Here is a 1,658-nt window from a genome sequence, read left to right as displayed (position 1 = left end):
CTGTGGCTGGTCTTTTGGGGAACTTTGCAGAATGTTTTTATCCGGAAAAATTAACTGTGGCTGGTCTTTTGGGGAACTTTGCAGAATGTTTTTATCCGGAAAAATTAACTGGTGGGTCAGAACTTAACGATTTATAAACCGTAGACTCTTTCAACGGTCTCCTGGTGTATCATGTAGGCGTCATCCTCGCTGAAGATCCCCTTGTTCAGGAATTCAATTGTCCTCCTGGGGACGGTCTTGGGCCCGAGGACCGCGCCGGGTCTCTTTCTGTCATCCAGGTAGTCGGTCTCCATTAGGAAGCCGGATCCCTTTCTGATACCCTCCCGTATGACATCCCCCGATGCAATGAGGGATGGTGTGATTCCATGGTTCTCATCCCTTCCTGTCAGGGGACCGGAGAAGTGCTTTATAACCATGTGCCTCTTTATACCTGCTTTAGAGGCCATCCCTGCGAATTCCCTGAACTCTTCCGGCCCAGAGGTCTCGGTGTGGAGCTGAACAGGACATGAGGCCTCTGCTGCAAGCTCCATGGCATACACCATCAGCCTGTTGTGGATGGCCATCTCCTCAGGGGGGACAGGGTAGTGGGGTCTTCCAATCTCACCTATTGCAACGGCCCTCCCCTCAAGGACCAGTGACTGGGCATATTCCAGGCCCTCCCTTATCATCTCCTCGGCCCTCTCAGGGTCGTGGCCGGCCTCGAGGAGCCTTGATAACTCCGCCGGGTGGAGTCCCACCACTGCATACGCTTCAACCTCTGTCTCCTGGTTGATGATGTCAGTGTACTTAAGCACTGTATCCATGGTTTTACGGTAGTCTGTTCCGGCGTTTATGGTCCAGGAAGGCTTGTTGGGGATTATCATCCTCCTCCCACCGGACCTATGAAATTTAAGGGCCACGGCTCTCGGCCCATCGCCGTTGATGGGGTCAACGTGTATGTGGTTATCGGTGATGGGTATGTCCAATCTATCACCGCTCCAGTGTTTTCTCGGGTACCTGGTTCATGCAGCCTCTTGGCCTTCTCATTTCACCTTCAAGCCCCATCTTTTCCAGGACGGCCCTGAAGTCAACCTTTGTCTTGAAGCACCCGTCCCTGAGGAGGGGGACACCCTGTGGTGTGAACCTTGAGAGCTTCATCATGGCCAGGTTGAGGTCCTGGTAGCAGGCCACCCCGAGGACCGCCTTGAACCTCCTCTCCTCCATTATCTTCTTTATGAAGGTTGATCCAGGTATCACGAAGACGGTGTACCCTATGCTCTCAGCCCGCTCCTTGATCTTACCTATTATGCAGCGGTTGCATCCCGTGCAGACAAGCCCTGTCCTGTCGAGCCTTGCCTCGCATCTGGGGTTCCTGAGGCAGTGGGGAAGTACGAGTGCCTTCTCATGGGGGTCTATTGACCTGAACCTCTTCTCGTTGATCTTGTTCCTAACCTCAACCCCTATCTGGTCCACTATGCGACTGTTGAGTCCCAGTGTCTCTGAGAACTTCTTGAATGGACCGTAGAACATGTCCACTGTGATAAGGAGGAGTCTGGGGAATATCAACCGGTCCTCATTGAGGAGGAGCCTTCCAAGGAAGAGGCTTGAGGCGAGCATCACAATGAGACCCAGACCCGCGATGAATACCAGCTGCCCGAATATCTGATAGAATTCGTTGA

Annotated in this window: 2 protein-coding genes; both read right to left on the bottom strand. The window is 53.1% G+C overall.

Translation table 11 applies throughout. The annotated features are described in order from the left end of the window. Window positions 1-131 precede the first annotated feature (131 nt). Window positions 132-965 carry a TatD family hydrolase gene (locus L5462_RS04830; protein WP_237779682.1) on the bottom strand — a complete coding sequence of 278 codons (834 nt, stop codon included), beginning with the start codon at window positions 963-965 and terminating at the stop codon, window positions 132-134. 4 nt (window positions 966-969) lie between these two features. Continuing rightward, a partial coding sequence (locus tag L5462_RS04825) for a DUF116 domain-containing protein (RefSeq protein WP_237779681.1) occupies window positions 970-1,658 on the bottom strand: 689 nt, incomplete at its 5' end.

This window comes from Methanothermobacter sp. K4 (assembly GCF_022014235.1).
GTDB lineage: Archaea > Methanobacteriota > Methanobacteria > Methanobacteriales > Methanothermobacteraceae > Methanothermobacter.
The sequence above is the reverse complement of the archived record's forward strand: the minus strand, read 5'-3'. Positions and strand labels throughout refer to the sequence as shown.